This is a genomic window from Escherichia sp. WS568 (genome assembly GCF_046486085.1).
Lineage (GTDB): Bacteria > Pseudomonadota > Gammaproteobacteria > Enterobacterales > Enterobacteriaceae > Escherichia > Escherichia coli.
This window is the reverse complement of sequence record NZ_JBJQMC010000018.1, coordinates 92,094-107,203: the sequence shown is the minus strand read 5'-3', so window position 1 is coordinate 107,203 and position 15,110 is coordinate 92,094. Positions and strand designations below refer to the sequence as shown.

Here is a 15,110-nt window from a genome sequence, read left to right as displayed (position 1 = left end):
GCTTCAGAATGAGAATCATGAGGCCGGTAATAAATACATCCCTTACGGGAAAATGGCTTCCTGGCTGGTTGAGTGGAAAAACGCCACTGGAACGCAATGGCTTAAAGATTCGCCCTCACAGCCATTGCAACAGTCACTGAAAGACCTTGAGCGGGCTTACAAAAACTTCTTCCAGAAGCGGGCTGCTTTTCCCCGATTCAAAAAGCGGGGACAGAATGATGCATTCCGCTACCCGCAGGGCGTTAAGCTCGATCAGGAAAACAGCCGTATTTTTCTGCCGAAACTGGGCTGGATGCGCTACCGGAACAGCCGCCAGGTCACGGGTGTTGTGAAAAATGTCACTGTCAGCCAGTCCTGCGGTAAGTGGTACATCAGTATTCAGACAGAAAGTGAAGTATCCACTCCGGTTCACCCTTCAGCATCAATGGTCGGGCTGGATGCTGGCGTGGCTAAACTCGCCACGCTGTCAGATGGCACAGTCTTTGAGCCTGTAAACAGTTTTCAGAAAAACCAGAAGACGCTGGCGAGACTTCAGCGACAGTTAAGCCGCAAGGTCGAATTCAGCAATAACTGGCAGAAGCAGAAACGCAAAATACAGCGACTGCATTCCCGTATCGCAAATATCCGCAGGGACTACCTTCACAAAGTCACAACGACCGTCAGCAAAAACCACGCAATGATAGTCATTGAGGATTTGAAGGTCAGCAACATGTCAAAGTCAGCAGCGGGTACGGTCAGCCAGCCGGGACGCAATGTCCGGGCAAAATCAGGTTTAAACCGTTCGGTACTGGATCAGGGCTGGTATGAAATGCGCCGCCAGCTTGAGTACAAGCAGCTCTGGCGTGGCGGTCAGGTGCTTGCTGTTCCGCCAGCGTACACAAGCCAGCGTTGCACGTGCTGTGGTCATACAGCGAAAGAAAATCGCCTGTCACAAAGTCAATTCAGATGCCAGGTATGTGGATATACAGCGAACGCCGATGTAAATGGCGCTCGTAACATTTTAGCGGCGGGGCACGCCGTTCTTGCCTGTGGAGGGATGGTGCAGTCAGGCCGCCCGTTGAAGCAGGAACCCACCGAAATGATTCAGGCGACAGCCTGAACGTAGCAGGGATCCACGTCCTTCAGGGCGTGGAGGATGTCAATGAGTTGCGTCATCTCCTGGTTCAGTGTGCTGACGCTGTGTTTCATCTGCCGCACTTCGCTTTGCTGCACACAGGCGCTAAGGCTGAACAGGCTTCCCAGCAGGAGCAGTCGAAAAACGTTAGTATTCATAGGTCGTCCCTTTCTCGTCGCAATTAGCCTAATGGTAGAGGGTAAAAGCAGTGAAAGCATCGATCCTTTATCTCAAAAGCGTTGCGCCTTTGTTGTATCGTCAGTTCAGGGTAAAATAGATTTCTGTTAACCACCTGGTCAGGACGCCGTATGCATTGCCCATTCTGTTTCGCCGTGGACACTAAGGTAATTGACTCTCGTCTCGTGGGCGAGGGTTCATCCGTACGCCGCCGTCGGCAGTGTCTGGTGTGTAATGAACGTTTCACCACCTTTGAAGTGGCGGAGCTGGTTATGCCGCGTGTTGTAAAAAGCAACGACGTGCGTGAACCGTTTAATGAAGAGAAATTACGTAGCGGAATGCTGCGGGCGCTGGAAAAACGTCCGGTGAGTTCCGATGACGTCGAAATGGCAATCAATCATATAAAATCGCAGCTGCGCGCCACCGGTGAGCGCGAAGTGCCGAGCAAGATGATTGGCAATCTGGTGATGGAGCAATTGAAAAAGCTCGATAAAGTCGCCTATATCCGTTTTGCCTCTGTCTACCGCAGTTTCGAAGATATCAAAGAATTTGGCGAAGAGATCGCGCGCCTGGAGGACTAAGCCGTGCAGGACGAGTATTACATGGCGCGGGCGCTAAAGCTGGCGCAACGAGGACGTTTTACCACGCATCCCAACCCGAATGTCGGGTGCGTCATTGTCAAAGATGGCGAAACTGTCGGTGAAGGTTACCATCAACGAGCGGGTGAACCGCATGCCGAGGTACACGCGTTGCGCATGGCCGGCGAAAAAGCCAAAGGCGCAACGGCGTATGTCACACTCGAACCCTGTAGCCATCATGGTCGTACGCCACCGTGTTGTGATGCATTAATTGCTGCGGGCGTGGCGCGCGTGGTTGCTGCAATGCAAGACCCCAATCCGCAGGTCGCTGGGCGTGGACTTTACCGTCTACAACAGGCTGGTATTGACGTCAGCCACGGGTTGATGATGAGTGAAGCCGAGCAATTGAATAAAGGCTTTCTCAAGCGGATGCGCACCGGCTTTCCTTATATTCAGTTAAAACTTGGCGCATCGCTTGATGGCCGCACGGCGATGGCGAGCGGCGAAAGCCAGTGGATCACTTCGCCTCAGGCGCGGCGCGACGTACAACGACTGCGCGCACAAAGTCATGCCATTTTAACCAGCAGCGCCACGGTGCTGGCGGATGATCCAGCCTTAACAGTGCGTTGGTCTGAACTGGATGAACAAACTCAGGCGCTCTATCCGCAACAAAATCTCCGTCAGCCGATACGTATTGTGATTGATAGCCAAAATCGCGTGACGCCGGAACATCGCATTGTGCAGCAGCCCGGCGAAACTTGGTTCGCGCGTACTCAGGATGATTCTCGTGAGTGGCCGGAAACGGTGCGTACCTTGCTGATTCCAGAGCATAAAGGTCATCTGGATCTGGTTGTACTGATGATGCAACTGGGTAAACAGCAAATTAACAGCATCTGGGTGGAAGCGGGGCCAACGCTCGCTGGCGCATTGCTACAGGCGGGGTTAGTCGATGAGCTGATTGTCTATATCGCACCTAAACTATTAGGCAGCGACGCCCGTGGATTATGCTCGCTGCCAGGGCTTGAGAAATTAGCCGACGCCCCCCAATTTAAATTCAAAGAGATACGTCATGTAGGCCCGGATGTTTGCCTGCATTTAGTGGGTGCATGATCTCCCGGCTCGAAAGGGAAGCAGAGCACGAAATATTATGCTAAAATCCGCCCCCCTGCGGGGCCATACTCGAACCCGAAGGAAGAAAATGAACATTATTGAAGCTAACGTTGCTACCCCGGACGCTCGCGTCGCCATCACCATCGCGCGTTTCAACAACTTTATCAATGACAGCCTGCTGGAAGGTGCAATTGACGCACTGAAACGTATCGGTCAGGTAAAAGATGAAAACATTACCGTTGTTTGGGTGCCTGGTGCCTATGAGCTGCCGCTGGCGGCGGGTGCACTGGCTAAAACCGGTAAATACGACGCGGTGATTGCGCTGGGTACGGTTATTCGTGGTGGCACTGCCCACTTTGAATATGTCGCTGGTGGTGCAAGCAACGGCCTGGCGCATGTTGCCCAGGACAGCGAAATTCCGGTTGCTTTTGGTGTTCTGACCACTGAAAGCATTGAACAAGCGATCGAACGTGCTGGCACCAAAGCTGGCAACAAAGGTGCAGAAGCTGCACTGACTGCGCTTGAAATGATTAATGTATTGAAAGCCATCAAGGCCTGAAATTAGTAAGGGGAAATCCGTGAAACCTGCTGCTCGTCGCCGCGCTCGTGAGTGTGCCGTCCAGGCGCTCTACTCCTGGCAGTTGTCCCAGAACGACATCGCTGATGTTGAATACCAGTTCCTGGCTGAACAGGATGTAAAAGACGTTGACGTCCTGTACTTCCGTGAGCTGCTGGCCGGGGTGGCGACTAACACCGCATACCTCGACGGACTGATGAAGCCATACCTGTCCCGCCTGCTGGAAGAACTGGGCCAGGTAGAAAAAGCAGTACTGCGCATTGCGCTGTACGAGCTGTCTAAACGTAGCGATGTGCCATACAAAGTGGCCATTAACGAAGCGATCGAACTGGCGAAATCGTTCGGCGCAGAAGACAGCCATAAGTTCGTCAACGGCGTACTCGATAAAGCAGCACCTGTGATTCGCCCTAACAAAAAGTGATATCCAGGCCGGTAGATTCACGGAAGACCGTTCCGCGATCGCCGGCCTTTTCTTTTTTACCTGCTGAGGCATAACGTATGGCATGTGGCGAGTTCTCCCTGATTGCCCGTTATTTTGACCGTGTAAGAAGTTCTCGTCTTGATGTCGAACTGGGCATCGGCGACGATTGCGCACTTCTCAATATCCCCGAGAAGCAGACCCTGGCGATCAGCACTGATACGCTGGTGGCGGGCAACCACTTCCTCCCTGATATCGATCCTGCTGATCTGGCGTATAAAGCACTGGCGGTGAACCTAAGCGATCTGGCAGCGATGGGGGCCGATCCAGCCTGGCTGACGCTGGCATTAACCTTACCGGACGTCGACGAAGCGTGGCTTGAGTCCTTCAGCGACAGTTTGTTTGATCTTCTCAATTATTACGATATGCAACTCATTGGCGGCGATACCACGCGTGGGCCATTATCAATGACGCTGGGTATCCACGGCTTTGTTCCGATGGGACGAGCCTTAACGCGCGCTGGGGCGAAACCGGGTGACTGGATCTATGTGACCGGTACACCGGGCGATAGCGCCGCCGGGCTGGCGATTTTGCAAAACCGTTTGCAGGTTGCCGATGCTAAAGATGCGGACTACTTGATCAAACGTCATCTCCGTCCATCGCCGCGTATTTTACAGGGGCAGGCACTGCGCGATCTGGCAAATTCAGCTATCGATCTCTCTGACGGTCTGATTTCCGATCTCGGGCATATCGTGAAAGCCAGCGACTGCGGCGCACGTATTGACCTGGCATTGCTGCCGTTTTCTGATGCGCTTTCTCGCCATGTTGAACCTGAACAGGCGTTGCGCTGGGCGCTCTCTGGCGGTGAAGATTACGAGTTGTGTTTCACTGTGCCGGAACTGAACCGTGGCGCGCTGGATGTGGCTCTCGGACACCTGGGCGTACCGTTTACCTGTATCGGGCAAATGACCGCCGATATCGAAGGGCTTTGTTTTATTCGTGACGGCGAACCTGTCACGTTAGACTGGAAAGGATATGACCATTTTGCCACGCCATAAAGATGTCGCGAAAAGTCGCCTGAAGATGAGTAATCCGTGGCATCTGCTTGCTGTCGGATTCGGAAGTGGATTAAGCCCAATCGTTCCTGGCACGATGGGATCGCTGGCAGCGATTCCGTTCTGGTATCTGATGACTTTTTTGCCCTGGCAGCTCTATTCGCTGGTGGTGATGCTGGGGATCTGTATCGGCGTGTATCTTTGTCATCAAACGGCGAAAGACATGGGTGTGCACGATCACGGCAGCATTGTCTGGGACGAATTTATCGGTATGTGGATCACGCTCATGGCGCTGCCGACCAATGACTGGCAGTGGGTTGCCGCCGGGTTTGTGATTTTCCGTATTCTGGATATGTGGAAGCCGTGGCCGATCCGTTGGTTTGATCGCAATGTACATGGCGGCATGGGGATCATGATTGACGATATTGTCGCCGGGGTGATTTCCGCAGGCATCCTGTACTTTATTGGACATCACTGGCCGCTGGGTATTCTGTCGTAGTTGTGCACCGATGCCTGATGTGACGCTTGTCACGTCTCATCAGGCCTGCATACCTATTTAAATCCTACTACCGGATGCGGTTTATACGGCGTTTCCAGTTCAGCAATCTGTTCCGGCTTTAAAGTGATATCCACCGCGTTCAGCAGCTCATCAAGCTGTTCTTCCCGCGAAGTTCCGATAATCGGTGCGGCAATGCCCGGTTTACTCAACAACCAGGCCAGCGCAACTTGTGCTCGTGTTGCACCAAGTTCTTCACTGACGCCCGTTAAGCGTTCTGCAATTTGTGCGTCATTTTCATCGCTTTCTTGGTAGAGATTTTTCCCCACTTCATCCGACACCAGCCGTGCGGTGGTTTCTCCCCAAGGACGCGTCAGACGGCCCCGCGCCAGCGGGCTCCATGGAATCACCGCCACGCCTTCCTGATAACACAGCGGCAGCATCTCGCGCTCTTCTTCACGATAAATCAGATTGTAGTGATCCTGCATACTGACAAACTGCGCCCAGCCGTGCTGTTTTTGTAGTTCCAGTGCTTGAGCAAACTGCGAAGCGTGCATGGATGACGCGCCGATATAACGCGCTTTCCCGGCTTTTACCACGTCGTTGAGGGCTTCCAGCGTCTCTTCGATCGGCGTGTTGTAATCCCAGCGATGAATTTGCAGGATATCGACATAATCCATGCCGAGACGGCGCAGGCTGTCGTCGATAGAGCGCAAAATTTGTGCACGGGATAATCCTTCCGGTAAATCACCAACGCGATGGAACACTTTGGTCGCAACGACCACGTCTTCACGACGGGCGAAATCCCGCAGTGCGCGACCGACGATCTCTTCGCTGCTGCCATCGGAATAGCTATTGGCGGTATCAAAGAAATTTATGCCGCCTTCCAGCGCGCGTTTAATGATGGGACGGCTGCTTTCTTCCGGCAGTGTCCATGCGTGATTACCGCGATCTGGCTCGCCAAAGGTCATACAGCCGAGGCAAAGTCGGGAAACGCGAAGGTCGGTTTTTCCTAAGGGGTTGTATTGCATGCTGCCACTCCTGCCATGAATAATTTCTTAAGCATAGCAGGAGTGGAGTAGGGATTATGCCAGCCAGGCCTTGATTTTGGCTTCCATACCGGCGGCATCGAGGCCGAGTTCGGCGCGCATTTCTTCCTGTGTTCCTTGTGGAATAAAGAAGTCAGGCAGGCCAATGTTCAGCACGGGTACTGGTTTACGATGGGCCATCAGCACTTCGTTCACTCCGCTGCCTGCGCCGCCCATAATGGCGTTTTCTTCTACGGTGACCAGCGCTTCATGGCTGGCGGCTATTTCCAGAATTAACGCTTCATCAAGCGGTTTCACAAAACGCATATCGACCAGCGTAGCGTTCAGCGATTCAGCGACTTTCGCCGCTTCTGGCATCAGCGTACCAAAGTTAAGGATCGCCAGTTTCTCGCCACGACGCTTCACAATGCCTTTGCCAATTGGCAGTTTTTCCAGCGGCGTCAGTTCCACGCCAACCGCGTTGCCACGCGGGTAGCGTACCGCTGACGGGCCATCGTTATAGTGATAGCCGGTATAGAGCATCTGGCGACATTCGTTTTCATCGCTCGGGGTCATAATGACCATTTCCGGTATGCAGCGCAGGTAAGAGAGATCAAAAGCGCCCTGGTGGGTTTGACCGTCAGCACCAACAATGCCCGCGCGGTCAATGGCGAACAGAACCGGGAGTTTTTGTATCGCCACGTCATGCAGCACCTGATCATAGGCGCGTTGCAGGAAAGTGGAGTAGATCGCGACAATGGGTTTGTAGCCACCAATCGCCAGACCCGCAGCAAAGGTCACTGCGTGTTGCTCGGCGATTGCCACGTCGAAGTAGCGATCCGGGAATTTACGTGAAAACTCGACCATGCCAGAACCTTCGCGCATCGCCGGAGTAATCGCCATCAGCTTGTTGTCTTTCGCTGCCGTTTCGCACAACCAGTCGCCAAAGATTTTTGAATAGCTCGGCAAACCGCCGCTACTTTTCGGCAAACAACCGCTGGAGGGATCAAATTTAGGCACGGCGTGGAAAGTGATTGGGTCTTTTTCTGCCGGTTCATAACCACGACCTTTTTTGGTCATGATATGCAGGAACTGCGGGCCTTTCAGGTCGCGCATGTTCTTCAGCGTGGTGATAAGCCCCAGCACATCGTGACCGTCCACCGGGCCGATGTAGTTAAAGCCCAGCTCTTCAAACAACGTGCCAGGCACTACCATGCCTTTAATATGTTCTTCGGTACGTTTGAGCAGCTCTTTAATGGGCGGAACGCCAGAGAAAACTTTTTTCCCGCCTTCGCGCAGTGAAGAGTAAAGCTTACCGGAAAGCAGTTGCGCCAGATGGTTGTTGAGCGCGCCAACATTTTCGGAAATCGACATTTCATTGTCGTTGAGAACCACCAGCATATCAGGACGGATATCGCCCGCGTGATTCATCGCTTCAAACGCCATGCCAGCGGTAATCGCGCCATCGCCAATGACACAGACGGTACGGCGATTTTTGCCTTCTTTCTCGGCAGCAACCGCAATACCAATTCCGGCACTGATGGAGGTTGATGAATGCCCGACGCTTAATACGTCATATTCGCTTTCGCCGCGCCACGGGAACGGGTGCAGGCCGCCTTTCTGACGGATGGTGCCGATTTTGTCGCGGCGTCCGGTCAAAATTTTATGCGGATAAGCCTGATGCCCCACATCCCAGATTAACTGGTCAAACGGGGTATTGTAGACATAGTGCAGCGCCACGGTCAGTTCGACCGTGCCCAGCCCGGAGGCGAAGTGCCCGCTGGAACGGCTCACGCTGTCGAGTAAATAGCGGCGCAGTTCGTCGCAGAGTTTCGGTAAACTCTCTTTCGGCAACAGTCGTAACTCCTGGGTGGAGTCGACCAGTGCCAGGGTCGGGTATTTGGCAATATCAAAACTCATCAGGGGCCTATTAATACTTATTGTTTATTTATTACGCTGGATGATGTAGTCCGCTAGCGCTTCCAGTGCCGAGGTATCGAGTGACTGTTCAGCCAGTTGTTTCAGCGACTGACGGGCATCGTCGATCAGATCCCGGGCTTTCTTCCGGGCTTGCTCAAGACCCAGAAGTGCAGGGTAGGTACTTTTACCAAGTTGCTGGTCAGCACCCTGGCGTTTTCCCAACGTTGCAGTATCTCCTACCACATCCAGGATGTCATCCTGAACCTGGAAGGCAAGGCCGATGCTCTCTGCGTACTTGTCGAGTACTGGCAGAGCACGACGTCCTTTATCTCCGGCGCTTAATGCACCAAGGCGAACGGCGGCGCGAATCAATGCGCCGGTTTTATGACGATGAATACGCTCAAGCGCGTCCAGAGGTACGTGTTTGCCTTCAGCGTCTAAATCTAATGCCTGACCACCGCACATTCCGGCAATACCGCTGGCGCTCGCCAGCTCAGAAATCATCGAAATTCTGTCGCGATCTGACACTTCCGGCATATCGGCATCGCTTAGAATCGAGAACGCCAGCGTTTGTAAAGCGTCACCAGCGAGAATCGCGTTTGCTTCGCCAAACTTCACATGGCAGGTCGGCAAACCGCGACGCAGATCGTCATCATCCATCGCCGGTAAATCATCATGAATTAATGAGTAAGCGTGGATACACTCTACGGCGGCAGCGGGTGCGTCCAGTGTGTTTGTGCTAACGCCGAACATATGACCAGTGGCATAAACCAGGAAAGGTCGCAGGCGCTTACCACCTAATAATGCGCCATACTGCATGGTTTCGACCACGGGAGTGTTCTGAAAGGGCAGTGGGGCGATAAAACGGCTCAGCGCCTGGTTGGCCTGCTTAACGCAGGCTTCGAGTTGCTGCGGAAAGTCCATTACTCATTGTCCGGTGTAAAAGGGGTTAGAGAGGCGTCTTCATTGTCAGACAGCAGAATTTGCACGCGCTGTTCGGCTTGTTGTAATTTGGCCTGCCCCTGACGTGCCAGTTGCACGCCGCGTTCGAACTCGTTCAGCGCCTCTTCCAGCGGCAGGTCGCCACTTTCCAGACGGGTTACAATCTGTTCCAGCTCGCTCAGCGCCTTTTCAAAGCTGGCGGGCGCCTCATTTTTCTTCGGCATAATGAATGTCTGACTCTCAATATTTTTCGCCCCGTCATGGTAACGGACTCAGGGCAAATAGCAAATAACGCGCAATGGTAAGGTGATGTGCGCAGCAAAGCGATGTTAGTGGTATACTTCCGCGCCTGGATGCAGCCGCAGGTGTGGGCTGCTGTATTTTTCCCTATACAAGTCGCTTAAGGCTTGCCAACGAACCATTGCCGCCATGAAGTTTATCATTAAATTGTTCCCGGAAATCACCATCAAAAGCCAATCTGTGCGCTTGCGCTTTATAAAAATCCTTACCGGGAACATTCGTAACGTTTTAAAGCACTATGATGAGACGCTCGCTGTCGTCCGCCACTGGGATAACATCGAAGTTCGCGCAAAAGATGAAAACCAGCGTCTGGCCATTCGCGACGCCTTGACCCGTATTCCGGGTATCCACCATATTCTCGAAGTCGAAGACGTGCCGTTTACCGACATGCACGATATTTTCGAGAAAGCGTTGGTTCAGTATCGCGATCAGTTGGAAGGCAAAACCTTCTGCGTGCGCGTGAAGCGCCGTGGCAAACATGATTTTAGCTCGATTGATGTGGAGCGTTACGTCGGCGGCGGTTTAAATCAGCATATTGAATCCGCGCGCGTGAAGTTGACCAATCCGGATGTGACTGTCCATCTGGAAGTGGAAGACGATCGTCTTCTGCTGATTAAAGGCCGCTACGAAGGTATTGGCGGTTTCCCGATTGGTACCCAGGAAGATGTGCTGTCGCTCATTTCTGGTGGTTTCGACTCCGGCGTTTCCAGTTATATGTTGATGCGTCGCGGATGTCGTGTGCATTACTGCTTCTTTAACCTTGGCGGCGCGGCGCATGAAATTGGCGTGCGTCAGGTAGCGCATTATCTGTGGAACCGCTTTGGCAGCTCCCACCGCGTGCGTTTTGTCGCTATTAATTTCGAACCGGTCGTCGGGGAAATTCTCGAGAAAATCGACGACGGTCAGATGGGCGTTATCCTCAAACGTATGATGGTGCGTGCCGCGTCCAAAGTGGCAGAACGTTACGGCGTTCAGGCGCTGGTTACCGGTGAAGCGCTCGGCCAGGTGTCCAGCCAGACGCTGACCAACCTGCGCCTGATTGATAACGTCTCCGATACGTTGATCCTGCGTCCGCTGATCTCTTACGACAAAGAGCACATCATCAACCTGGCTCGCCAGATTGGCACCGAAGACTTTGCCCGCACGATGCCGGAATATTGCGGCGTGATTTCCAAAAGCCCGACGGTGAAAGCGGTTAAATCGAAGATTGAAGCGGAAGAAGAGAAGTTTGACTTCAGCATTCTCGATAAAGTGGTTGAGGAAGCGAATAACGTTGATATCCGCGAAATCGCCCAGCAGACCGAGCAGGAAGTGGTGGAAGTGGAAACCGTCAATGGCTTCGGCCCGAACGACGTGATCCTCGATATCCGTTCTATCGATGAACAGGAAGATAAGCCACTGAAAGTCGAAGGGATTGATGTGGTTTCTCTGCCGTTCTATAAACTGAGCACCAAATTTGGCGATCTCGACCAGAGCAAAACCTGGCTGTTGTGGTGTGAGCGCGGGGTGATGAGCCGCCTGCAGGCGCTCTATCTGCGCGAGCAGGGCTTTAACAATGTGAAGGTGTATCGCCCGTAATATGTGGTTGTAACGTCGCATCTGGTCAGATGCGACGTTTACCGCATCCGACACTACTCGTAATAATTATAAATCCCTGCCGCCATCACCAGTTGTGATGCTACTTCATGGGCTTTTTCACGGCCAACCAGCAGGTCGATAATTTTCAGACCAAAGTCGATAGCTGTACCCGGCCCCTGGCTGGTCAGCAATTTTACTCGTGCATCCCAGACGACGCGCTTGTCCTGCCATTGTTCGGCGGGAATTTTGTCTTTCAGCGTCGGGAAGCCGGTCATATTGCCAATCGGGAAGATATCGTGCGGGACCAGCACGGTGGCTGGCGCGGCGCAAATAGCCGCGACAATACGCCCTGAACGGTGGAACTGTTTAACGGTTTCGACAAGCAGGGTGCTATCGCGAAAACACTCTGCGCCCTTGATGCCACCAGGCAGCACAATCACGTCATATTCGCCATCAGCCACTTCGACCAGCGGCGCATCCGCCAGCAGCTTAACGCCGCGCGAGCAGGTAATCGCCAGGTTACCATCGCTGGCGACGCTGGCAGTGGTGACTTTGATACCGCCGCGAACCAGCAGATCGATAGTGGTGACGGCTTCAGTCTCTTCACTACCAGGGGCGAGGCAAACCAGTGCCGATGCGCTCATATTCACTCTCCTTTCTTTTTACCATTTCAAACAGGCGGGTGTTTTCCGGTACGGCAATCCCATGCGCGCGGGCGCGGCGTAAGAGAAAACCATTGATATAGTCGATTTCGGTGTGGCGCAGCGCGCGGATATCCTGCAACATCGACGAGATATTTTCCGCTGTGGCATCAATCACCTGCATCACGTAATCACGCAAATCTTCTGCTGAAGTATGATGCCCTTCGCGTTCGATCACTGCCGCGACTTCTTCGCATATCTGCATAATTTCTTGCGGATGATGACGTAATTCACCATTCGGGCAATTCCAGGTGGCGGTCAGTGGATTAATCACACAGTTGACTGCCAGCTTGCGCCACAGCTCGGCGCGAATATTGTTATGCCACGCGACGTCAGGCAATACGGTTTGCAAAATATCCGCCAGATAACTGTAATCGCCGTCCTGTTGCCGTGCCGGACCAATATGCGTGATACCGTTTGCCACATGAATAATGACATTGCCGTCGCGGCGGGCGGCATGGGTGGTGGTGCCCATCAGTAATGGCTGCTGAATGTTTTGCAACTCTTCGATGGTGCCCATGCCGTTGTGAATTAACAGTATTGGCGTAGTTACAGGCAGTGTGGACGCGAGGCTTTTGACGGCATCGGAAACCTGCCATGCTTTCAGCGTCACCAGGAGCAGATCGCTGGTGGCAAGAAAATCGGGATCGTTAGCGGTCAGCGATTCGTTAAATATCGAACCATCAGTCTCAACCAGATTCACACTACAATAAGGTTGCGGTACGCGCAGCCAGCCCTGAACTTCATGACCCTGTTTGCAAAGTGCTGTAAGCCATAATTGCCCTAAGGCACCGCATCCCAATACGGTAATTTTCATTGTTCCTCCTCACCCGCAACCACTCCGGGTGTTCAATAAGGCTATCTCTTAATTGTGCATGCTGTTGCGACTATGCACAATTAAGGGATACGTCCTGGTGCAGGACTGTTGGTTATTTAACTTTGCAGGTATTATGCTTCGCATCAAAAATGAAGGGAGAGGAAAAGATGCCATCTTTCGATATTGTCTCTGAAGTTGATCTTCAGGAAGCACGTAACGCGGTCGATAACGCGAGCCGCGAAGTGGAGTCCCGTTTTGACTTCCGTAATGTTGAAGCCTCATTTGAGCTGAACGACGCCAGCAAAACCATCAAAGTGTTGAGCGAGTCCGATTTCCAGGTCAATCAGTTGCTGGATATTCTGCGTGCCAAGCTGCTGAAGCGCGGCATTGAAGGCAGTTCACTGGATGTACCGGAAAATATCGTTCATAGCGGTAAAACCTGGTTTGTGGAAGCGAAACTGAAACAGGGCATTGAGAGCGCGACCCAGAAGAAAATCGTCAAGATGATTAAAGACAGCAAACTGAAAGTGCAGGCGCAAATTCAGGGCGATGAGATCCGTGTAACGGGTAAATCTCGTGATGATTTGCAGGCTGTTATGGCGATGGTACGTGGGGGCGATCTCGGTCAGCCGTTCCAGTTCAAAAACTTCCGCGATTAATCGCGACAACCTGCGCTTTGTTCATGTCAGATGCGGCATGAACGCCTGATTTGGCCTACAAAGGTTTATAACTCAGGAACTTTGTAGGCCTGGTAAGCGTAGCGCAGCAGGCAATTTCGCCTCGCTTTTATGCCTGGCGAATTGCCTGTTCAACCTCAAAGCGATTCGTCACTTTGCTGTCGATTTTCACATACGCTGAATGTTCTTCTTCTGCAATCAACACTTCTTTGACGCCTTCAGTTTCCAGCAAACGTACTTTTAACGCTTCGTTTGCGGCAATGTCCGCCGGGATTTCAATGCGCAAGCTGCTGACATACGGCGGTTCTTTCATGGTACTGGCGACTGCCAGCCACACTGCGGCCAGCATTGCGCCAGCGAGAAATACGCCCTGACCGTCAAACATGCCGTCAATCCAGCCGCCCAGCGAACCGCCAATCGCCACGCCAAGAAACTGGCTGGTGGAGTAAACACCCATCGCCGTACCTTTGTAACCTGCAGGCGACTCTTTACTGATAAGTGAAGGCAGAAGGGCTTCCATCAAATTAAACGCTACAAAGAAAAGCTGCACGCCGACCACCAGTTGCCAGAACTGCGTTTGTGCGTTCCACAACACAATTTCCGCAACCACGATCAATCCGACGCAGAAGACAAAGACTTGCTTCATTTTGCGCTTAACTTCAGCGTAGATAATGAAAGGCACGACCGAGCCAAAGGCGATTAGCATCGTCGCCAGATAGACCTTCCAGTGTTCAGCCGCCGGGAACCCCGCATCAGCCAGCTGTCCGGGCAGGGCAACAAACGTAGACATCAGAAGCATGTGTAGACACATAATGCCAAAGTTGAGTTTCAGCAACCGCGGTTCCGCCAGCACTTTACTGAAACTGCCTTTCACCATTCCGGACTCACGATTAAGTACGTGAGTGCTACTGTTGGGCACAACCCAAATGGTCAACGCAATGCCGGTTGTTGCCAGAATAGCGATCATCCAGAACAGCGCGTGCAGCCCAAGTTTGTGAGTGATGATCGGGCCAAGCACCATCGCAATGGCAAAGGTAATGCCAAAGCTCACGCCGATAAACGCCATCGCTTTGGTGCGGTTTTGTTCGCGCGTAAGATCGGAAAGCAGCGCCATAACGGCAGCGGCAATCGCACCGGAGCCTTGTAGCGCCCGGCCCAGAATAATTCCCCAGATGGAGTCAGAGAGCGCAGCGATAACGCTACCGGCGGCAAACACCGCCAGCCCACCGACAATTAATGGTTTGCGACCAATGCGGTCTGAAAGCAGGCCAAACGGAATCTGAAAAACGGCCTGAGTCAGACCATAAATACCAATGGCAATACCGATTAATGCTTCGCTGGCACCTTGCAGAGCCATGCCGTACGTGGTCAGAACCGGCAGAACCATGAACATGCCCAGCATGCGCAACGAGAAAACGGTGCCTAAACCCCAGGTCGCGCGCCGCTCACCTGGCGTCATTTTATAATCGTTCATTACCACCTCTTAAAAAAATGCCCACATAGTGTAGTGCGGAGCGCATGTTGGGTAAACAGAGTGTTAATGAGAAAATATTACAGAGGAGAATAGTTTGTGTGTCAGGTATGTTTATTTTGCATTCATAAAATGAATGCTCTATATGTTG

16 protein-coding genes and 1 pseudogene are annotated in these 15,110 nt (G+C 52.7%); 9 read left to right on the top strand and 8 right to left on the bottom strand.

Going from position 1 to position 15,110, the window contains the following annotated elements:
• Window positions 1-1,099, top strand: a 1,099-nt coding sequence (locus ACJHWR_RS18635) for an RNA-guided endonuclease InsQ/TnpB family protein (RefSeq protein ID WP_410226708.1), incomplete at its 5' end; no start/stop codon positions are given.
• Between the two features lie 44 nt (window positions 1,100-1,143).
• On the opposite strand, the pseudogene ACJHWR_RS18630 reads toward ACJHWR_RS18635, so the two are convergent.
• A pseudogene (locus tag ACJHWR_RS18630) lies at window positions 1,144-1,272 on the bottom strand (DUF3251 domain-containing protein); the annotation flags it as partial.
• A 150-nt stretch (window positions 1,273-1,422) separates the two neighbouring features.
• Between ACJHWR_RS18630 and nrdR the strand changes: the two are divergent.
• The 6 genes from nrdR to pgpA all read left to right on the top strand — a co-directional run bounded on the left by nrdR (window position 1,423) and on the right by pgpA (window position 5,528).
• Window positions 1,423-1,872 carry a transcriptional regulator NrdR gene (gene nrdR / locus ACJHWR_RS18625; protein ID WP_000543535.1) on the top strand — a complete coding sequence of 150 codons (450 nt, stop codon included), beginning with the start codon at window positions 1,423-1,425 and terminating at the stop codon, window positions 1,870-1,872.
• A 3-nt stretch (window positions 1,873-1,875) separates the two neighbouring features.
• A complete protein-coding gene (gene ribD / locus ACJHWR_RS18620; RefSeq protein ID WP_001150488.1) occupies window positions 1,876-2,979 on the top strand; it encodes a bifunctional diaminohydroxyphosphoribosylaminopyrimidine deaminase/5-amino-6-(5-phosphoribosylamino)uracil reductase RibD in 1,104 nt (367 codons plus the stop codon).
• A gap of 88 nt (window positions 2,980-3,067) precedes the next feature.
• Window positions 3,068-3,538, top strand: coding sequence for a 6,7-dimethyl-8-ribityllumazine synthase (gene ribE / locus ACJHWR_RS18615; protein ID WP_001021161.1), 471 nt, complete (start codon window positions 3,068-3,070; stop codon window positions 3,536-3,538).
• A gap of 19 nt (window positions 3,539-3,557) precedes the next feature.
• Complete coding sequence (gene nusB, locus ACJHWR_RS18610; RefSeq protein ID WP_000801125.1) at window positions 3,558-3,977, top strand: transcription antitermination factor NusB; 420 nt, start codon at window positions 3,558-3,560, stop codon at window positions 3,975-3,977.
• Window positions 3,978-4,054: 77 nt separating this feature from the next.
• The gene (gene thiL / locus ACJHWR_RS18605) at window positions 4,055-5,032 is read left to right on the top strand and encodes a thiamine-phosphate kinase (protein ID WP_000742096.1); all 978 of its coding nucleotides are present in this window, start codon (window positions 4,055-4,057) and stop codon (window positions 5,030-5,032) included.
• On the top strand, window positions 5,010-5,528 hold the full coding sequence (pgpA, locus tag ACJHWR_RS18600; protein WP_000154044.1) for a phosphatidylglycerophosphatase A: 519 nt from the start codon (window positions 5,010-5,012) through the stop codon (window positions 5,526-5,528). Before thiL ends, pgpA begins: the two co-directional genes overlap by 23 nt.
• A gap of 53 nt (window positions 5,529-5,581) precedes the next feature.
• Here pgpA and yajO read toward each other — a convergent pair whose 3' ends face one another.
• The 4 genes from yajO to xseB are packed head-to-tail and all read right to left on the bottom strand — an operon-like array spanning window position 5,582 to window position 9,639.
• Window positions 5,582-6,556 carry a 1-deoxyxylulose-5-phosphate synthase YajO gene (gene yajO, locus ACJHWR_RS18595; RefSeq protein WP_001199804.1) on the bottom strand — a complete coding sequence of 325 codons (975 nt, stop codon included), beginning with the start codon at window positions 6,554-6,556 and terminating at the stop codon, window positions 5,582-5,584.
• 54 nt (window positions 6,557-6,610) lie between these two features.
• A complete protein-coding gene (gene dxs / locus ACJHWR_RS18590; RefSeq protein WP_000006810.1) occupies window positions 6,611-8,473 on the bottom strand; it encodes a 1-deoxy-D-xylulose-5-phosphate synthase in 1,863 nt (620 codons plus the stop codon).
• 24 nt (window positions 8,474-8,497) lie between these two features.
• Complete coding sequence (gene ispA, locus ACJHWR_RS18585) at window positions 8,498-9,397, bottom strand: (2E,6E)-farnesyl diphosphate synthase (protein WP_000347217.1); 900 nt, start codon at window positions 9,395-9,397, stop codon at window positions 8,498-8,500.
• Window positions 9,397-9,639: an exodeoxyribonuclease VII small subunit gene (gene xseB / locus ACJHWR_RS18580; protein WP_001124935.1), complete on the bottom strand. Its 243-nt coding sequence runs from the start codon at window positions 9,637-9,639 to the stop codon at window positions 9,397-9,399. The genes ispA and xseB overlap by 1 nt, the downstream gene beginning before the upstream one ends.
• A gap of 205 nt (window positions 9,640-9,844) precedes the next feature.
• Between xseB and thiI the strand changes: the two genes are divergently transcribed.
• Complete coding sequence (gene thiI / locus ACJHWR_RS18575) at window positions 9,845-11,293, top strand: tRNA uracil 4-sulfurtransferase ThiI (RefSeq protein ID WP_000668665.1); 1,449 nt, start codon at window positions 9,845-9,847, stop codon at window positions 11,291-11,293.
• Between the two features lie 53 nt (window positions 11,294-11,346).
• Here the strand turns inward: thiI and yajL are convergent, their stop codons facing one another.
• Entirely contained in the window at window positions 11,347-11,937 is a 591-nt protein-coding gene (gene yajL, locus ACJHWR_RS18570) for a protein deglycase YajL (protein WP_001276309.1), read from the bottom strand.
• Window positions 11,900-12,811 carry a 2-dehydropantoate 2-reductase gene (gene panE, locus ACJHWR_RS18565; protein WP_000705871.1) on the bottom strand — a complete coding sequence of 304 codons (912 nt, stop codon included), beginning with the start codon at window positions 12,809-12,811 and terminating at the stop codon, window positions 11,900-11,902. Before panE ends, yajL begins: the two co-directional genes overlap by 38 nt.
• 167 nt (window positions 12,812-12,978) lie before the next feature.
• Between panE and yajQ the strand changes: the two genes are divergently transcribed.
• A complete protein-coding gene (gene yajQ / locus ACJHWR_RS18560) occupies window positions 12,979-13,470 on the top strand; it encodes a nucleotide binding protein YajQ (protein ID WP_001138904.1) in 492 nt (163 codons plus the stop codon).
• A 127-nt stretch (window positions 13,471-13,597) separates the two neighbouring features.
• Here the strand turns inward: yajQ and ACJHWR_RS18555 are convergent, their stop codons facing one another.
• Window positions 13,598-14,962, bottom strand: coding sequence for an MFS transporter (locus tag ACJHWR_RS18555; protein ID WP_001000978.1), 1,365 nt, complete (start codon window positions 14,960-14,962; stop codon window positions 13,598-13,600).
• Between the last annotated feature and the right edge of the window lie 148 nt (window positions 14,963-15,110).

Coding starts and splice junctions, on each gene's coding strand:
- nrdR (WP_000543535.1), top strand. CDS start 1,423: ATGCATTGCCCATTCTGTTTCGCCGTGGACACTAAGGTAATTGACTCT.
- ribE (WP_001021161.1), top strand. CDS start 3,068: ATGAACATTATTGAAGCTAACGTTGCTACCCCGGACGCTCGCGTCGCC.
- thiL (WP_000742096.1), top strand. CDS start 4,055: ATGGCATGTGGCGAGTTCTCCCTGATTGCCCGTTATTTTGACCGTGTA.
- pgpA (WP_000154044.1), top strand. CDS start 5,010: ATGACCATTTTGCCACGCCATAAAGATGTCGCGAAAAGTCGCCTGAAG.
- yajO (WP_001199804.1), bottom strand. CDS start 6,556: ATGCAATACAACCCCTTAGGAAAAACCGACCTTCGCGTTTCCCGACTT.
- dxs (WP_000006810.1), bottom strand. CDS start 8,473: ATGAGTTTTGATATTGCCAAATACCCGACCCTGGCACTGGTCGACTCC.
- ispA (WP_000347217.1), bottom strand. CDS start 9,397: ATGGACTTTCCGCAGCAACTCGAAGCCTGCGTTAAGCAGGCCAACCAG.
- xseB (WP_001124935.1), bottom strand. CDS start 9,639: ATGCCGAAGAAAAATGAGGCGCCCGCCAGCTTTGAAAAGGCGCTGAGC.
- thiI (WP_000668665.1), top strand. CDS start 9,845: ATGAAGTTTATCATTAAATTGTTCCCGGAAATCACCATCAAAAGCCAA.
- yajL (WP_001276309.1), bottom strand. CDS start 11,937: ATGAGCGCATCGGCACTGGTTTGCCTCGCCCCTGGTAGTGAAGAGACT.
- panE (WP_000705871.1), bottom strand. CDS start 12,811: ATGAAAATTACCGTATTGGGATGCGGTGCCTTAGGGCAATTATGGCTT.
- yajQ (WP_001138904.1), top strand. CDS start 12,979: ATGCCATCTTTCGATATTGTCTCTGAAGTTGATCTTCAGGAAGCACGT.
- ACJHWR_RS18555 (WP_001000978.1), bottom strand. CDS start 14,962: ATGAACGATTATAAAATGACGCCAGGTGAGCGGCGCGCGACCTGGGGT.